This is a genomic window from Sphingomonas echinoides (assembly GCF_029623395.1).
Lineage (GTDB): Bacteria > Pseudomonadota > Alphaproteobacteria > Sphingomonadales > Sphingomonadaceae > Sphingomonas > Sphingomonas echinoides_A.
This window is the reverse complement of the sequence record NZ_JAPYKK010000072.1, coordinates 1-3,784: the sequence shown is the minus strand read 5'-3', so window position 1 is coordinate 3,784 and position 3,784 is coordinate 1. Positions and strand designations below refer to the sequence as shown.

Sequence of the window (3,784 nt, the reverse complement as noted above, 5' to 3'; positions counted from 1 at the left end):
ATTGGTAAGGGACCGCCGCCTTGCTGAAACCGCCGGACGTCGTGGCGAACGGCTCGCCAGTTGGTGGCTCCGGCTCCACGGCTGGGAAATTCTCGCGCGCCGCGTCCGCACCCCCGCCGGCGAAGTCGACCTGATTGCACGCAAGGCGAACCTCATCGCCTTCGTCGAGGTCAAGCAACGCAAGACCGCCGCTGCACTCGATTTCGCAATCGACGAGCGTCGCCTCGCGCGCGTCGCCGCCGCCGCCGAAGTCCTGATGCCGCGTTTCGCGGGACCGGGTGACGATATCCGCGTCGACGTCATCCTGCTCGCGCCCGGCACGCGCCCGCGCCACATCGAGAATGCGTGGATTGGCTGAGCATCCTCCAACCGGCGGGTGACAGGCGACGCTGCACACCCTATCTCCCGCGCAATTCGGGACGGAGTTACGATCGATGAGCCTTACAGTCGCCGTCCAGATGGACCCCATCGCCGCGATCAACATCGCGGGCGATTCGACCTTCGCGCTGATGCTGTCGGCGCAGCAGCGCGGGCACAAGCTGTTCCACTACAACGCCGAGGCGCTCAATTATTCGAACGGCCGGGTCTGGGCGAAGGCCGAGCCGGTCACCGTCCAGCGCGTGGTCGGCAACCATTTCACGCTCGGCGAACCCGTGAATCTCGACCTCGGTGACGAAGCCGACGTCGTGCTGATGCGCCAGGATCCGCCGTTCGACCTCGGCTACATCACCGCAACGCATCTGCTCGAGCGGATCGCGCACAAGACGCTGGTAGTCAACGACCCCGCGCAGGTGCGCAACGCGCCCGAAAAGGTGTTCGTGCTCGATTACGCACAGTTCATGCCGCCGACGCTGATCACGCGCTCGCTCGAGGAAGCGCGCGCGTTCCTTGCCGACCATAAGGAAATCGTGATCAAACCGCTGCACGGCAACGGCGGCAAGGCGATCTTCAAGGTCGGCAGCGACGGCGCGAACCTGTCCGCGCTGATTGAGGTGTTCAACACCATGTGGCGCGAACCGCACATGGTGCAGGCATTCCTCCCCGATGTCGCGAAGGGCGACAAGCGGATCGTGCTGGTCGACGGCGAAATTGCCGGCGCGATCAACCGCTTGCCGGGCGAAGGCGAGATCCGCTCCAACCTCGCGGTCGGCGGGTCGGCGGTGAAGACCGAGCTGACGTCCAAGGAGCGCGAGATCTGCGCGGTGCTCGGGCCGGAGCTGAAGAAGCGCGGACTGCTGTTCGTCGGAATCGACGTGATCGGCGGCGAATGGCTGACCGAGATCAACGTCACTTCCCCCACCGGCATCGTCGCGATCGAACGCTTCGACGGGACCGATGTCGCTGGGATGATCTGGGACGCGATCGAGCGGAAGGTCGCGGGCTGACGCCGCCTTCGCGATGACGGAACTGATAATCGATCTGACCGCCTGGGGCGGTTACTTTGGCATTTTCCTTCTGATGGTGCTGGAGAATGTCTTCCCGCCGATCCCGTCCGAAGTCATCATGGGGCTCGGCGGGATCGCGGTCGCGCGCGGGCAGATGAGCCTCTTGCCCCTGATCGCGGCGGGGACCGCGGGAACGGTCGCGGGCAATTACTTCTGGTATGCGATCGGCCATCGGCTTGGCTATCACCGGCTGCGCCCGTTCATCGACCGGCATGGCCGCTGGCTGACGCTCGACTGGCAACATGTCGAGAAACTGGAAGCATTCTTCCGTGCGCGGGGGCAATGGGTCGTGTTCGTGTTCCGCTTCATGCCCGCGTTCCGGACGATGGTGTCGCTCCCTGCGGGCATGGCGCGGATGCCGCATGTGCGCTTCATCCTGTGGACTGCGGCGGGCTCGGCGATCTGGAACACCGGGCTGGCCTATGCGGGCTATTATCTCGGCGCGAATTTTCGCGAGCTCGATGCGTTCATCGGCCCAGCCGCAGTTGCGCTGACGATCGCGATCGTTGCCGGGTACGGTTGGCGGCTGCTGACGTGGAAACCGCGCGGCTGAGCCCGGCTTTGCTGCGCTGCGGTGGAATTGTGGCAACCCGCCTCCCATCTCTGCGCCATCACCGGCTCATCGCCGTATGGAGCAAAGCGTATGAAAATCCTGATCGTCCTCACTTCGCATGACAAGCTCGGCGACACTGGCGCCAAGACCGGCTTCTGGCTCGAGGAGCTCGCCGCGCCCTATTATGTGCTGAAGCAGGCCGGCGCCGAACTCACGCTCGCCTCCCCGAAGGGTGGCCAGCCCCCGCTGGACCCCAAGAGCGCGGACGAAAGCGCGAAAACTGACGACACTCGCCGCTTCGAGGCGGATGCGGAGGCCAAGGCGCAGCTGGCCGCCACCGTCCGGCTCGACTCGGTCAAGATCGAGGATTTCGACGCGGTCTTCTATCCCGGTGGCCACGGACCGCTGTGGGATCTCGCCGAGGACGCAACGTCGCGTGCGCTGATCGAAGGCGCAATCGCCGCCGACAAGCCGGTCGCCTTGGTGTGCCATGCCCCGGGCGTATTGCGCCATGTGCAGGCAGCCGATGGGACGCCGCTGGTTGCAGGCAAGAAGGTGACGGGCTTCACCAACACCGAGGAAGCCGCGGTCGGGTTGACCGACGTGGTGCCATTCCTGGTCGAGGACATGCTGACGCAGAATGGCGGCCACTATTCCAAGACCGAAGACTGGGGCGTCCATGTCGTACGCGACGGGCTGCTCATCACCGGGCAGAACCCGGCATCGTCCGCCGCGGCGGCAGAAGCGCTGGTCGACGCGCTGCGCTGAAGTAATGCGTCATCCCCTCGGCAAGTGCCGGGGGGATGCGGTTCAGGCGCGCGGATGCGCGTTGCGATAGACGTCGAGCAGATGCGCCGCGTCCACCTGCGTATAGATTTGCGTAGAACTCAGGCTCGCGTGGCCGAGCAGTTCCTGTAACGCGCGCAGGTCCGCGCCGCGCCCTAGCAGATGCGTCGCGAAGGAATGGCGCAACGCATGCGGTGTCGTCCGCTCGGGAAGCTGGAGCCGCACGCGCGCCCGCTGGACCGCGCGGCGGACCAGCCGGGGCGACAGCGGCCCGCCCCTCGCGCCGCGAAACAGCACCGCGTCGCGCGCGGTGCCGTACGGGCATGACGCGACATACGCCTCGATCGCCTCGCGGACTTGCGGCAGCAACGGTACGATCCGCGTCTTGTCGCGCTTGCCGGTCACGACGATCGTTTCTCCGAGCGGGAGCGCCGCACCGGTCAGCCCGAGCGCCTCGGCAACGCGCAATCCCGCGCCGTACAGCAGTAGCAATACCGCGAAATCGCGCGCACCGATCCATGGTTGTTCCGGGTCCTCGGACACCTCCTCGGCAAGTGCCATCACCTCGTCGGGCGAGATCGGTCGCGGTACGCCCTTGGCGACGCGCGGGCCTTTCACGCGCGGCGTGGCACCCGAGCCAGTGACGTGATCGAGGAACCCCCGCACCGCGGACAATTCCCGCGCGGCGGAGGCGTTGCCAATCCCCTCGCCCCGGCGCGCGGCGAGGAAGGCGCGCAAGTCGGCGGTGGTGACGCGCGTGAGCGACGCGCGGTCGATCGCTTCGCCCCAATGGGTCTGGAGGAAGCCGCACAGCCGGACGGCGGTGGCCTCATAGGCGCGAATGGTGTGCGGGGATCGCCTGCGGTCGCGCGCGAGATGCTCGGCATAGGCGCGGGGGAGGTCGCTCACCTTGGCGGTGTAGCGGATGCGTAAGCCAAAAAGAATCCGCTTCTTCTTTCTAAAGCCCCTCCCCTTCAGGGGAGGGGTTGGAGTGGGTACG

5 protein-coding genes are annotated in these 3,784 nt (G+C 66.3%); 4 read left to right on the top strand and 1 reads right to left on the bottom strand.

What is annotated here, in order from left to right:
• Position 1 precedes the first annotated feature (1 nt).
• The 4 genes from QBJ92_RS20390 (at position 2) to QBJ92_RS20375 (ending at position 2,766) form a co-directional block, all read left to right on the top strand.
• Positions 2–358: a YraN family protein gene (locus QBJ92_RS20390; RefSeq protein ID WP_277971520.1), complete on the top strand. Its 357-nt coding sequence runs from the start codon at positions 2–4 to the stop codon at positions 356–358.
• 76 nt (positions 359–434) lie between these two features.
• The gene (gshB, locus tag QBJ92_RS20385; RefSeq protein ID WP_277971519.1) at positions 435–1,385 is read left to right on the top strand and encodes a glutathione synthase; all 951 of its coding nucleotides are present in this window, start codon (positions 435–437) and stop codon (positions 1,383–1,385) included.
• Between the two features lie 13 nt (positions 1,386–1,398).
• A complete protein-coding gene (locus QBJ92_RS20380; RefSeq protein ID WP_277971518.1) occupies positions 1,399–1,998 on the top strand; it encodes a DedA family protein in 600 nt (199 codons plus the stop codon).
• A gap of 90 nt (positions 1,999–2,088) precedes the next feature.
• Complete coding sequence (locus tag QBJ92_RS20375) at positions 2,089–2,766, top strand: type 1 glutamine amidotransferase domain-containing protein (protein ID WP_277971517.1); 678 nt, start codon at positions 2,089–2,091, stop codon at positions 2,764–2,766.
• Positions 2,767–2,808: 42 nt separating this feature from the next.
• On the opposite strand, the gene QBJ92_RS20370 is transcribed toward QBJ92_RS20375, so the two are convergent.
• A complete protein-coding gene (locus tag QBJ92_RS20370) occupies positions 2,809–3,693 on the bottom strand; it encodes a tyrosine recombinase XerC (RefSeq protein ID WP_277971516.1) in 885 nt (294 codons plus the stop codon).
• Positions 3,694–3,784: the final 91 nt, after the last annotated feature.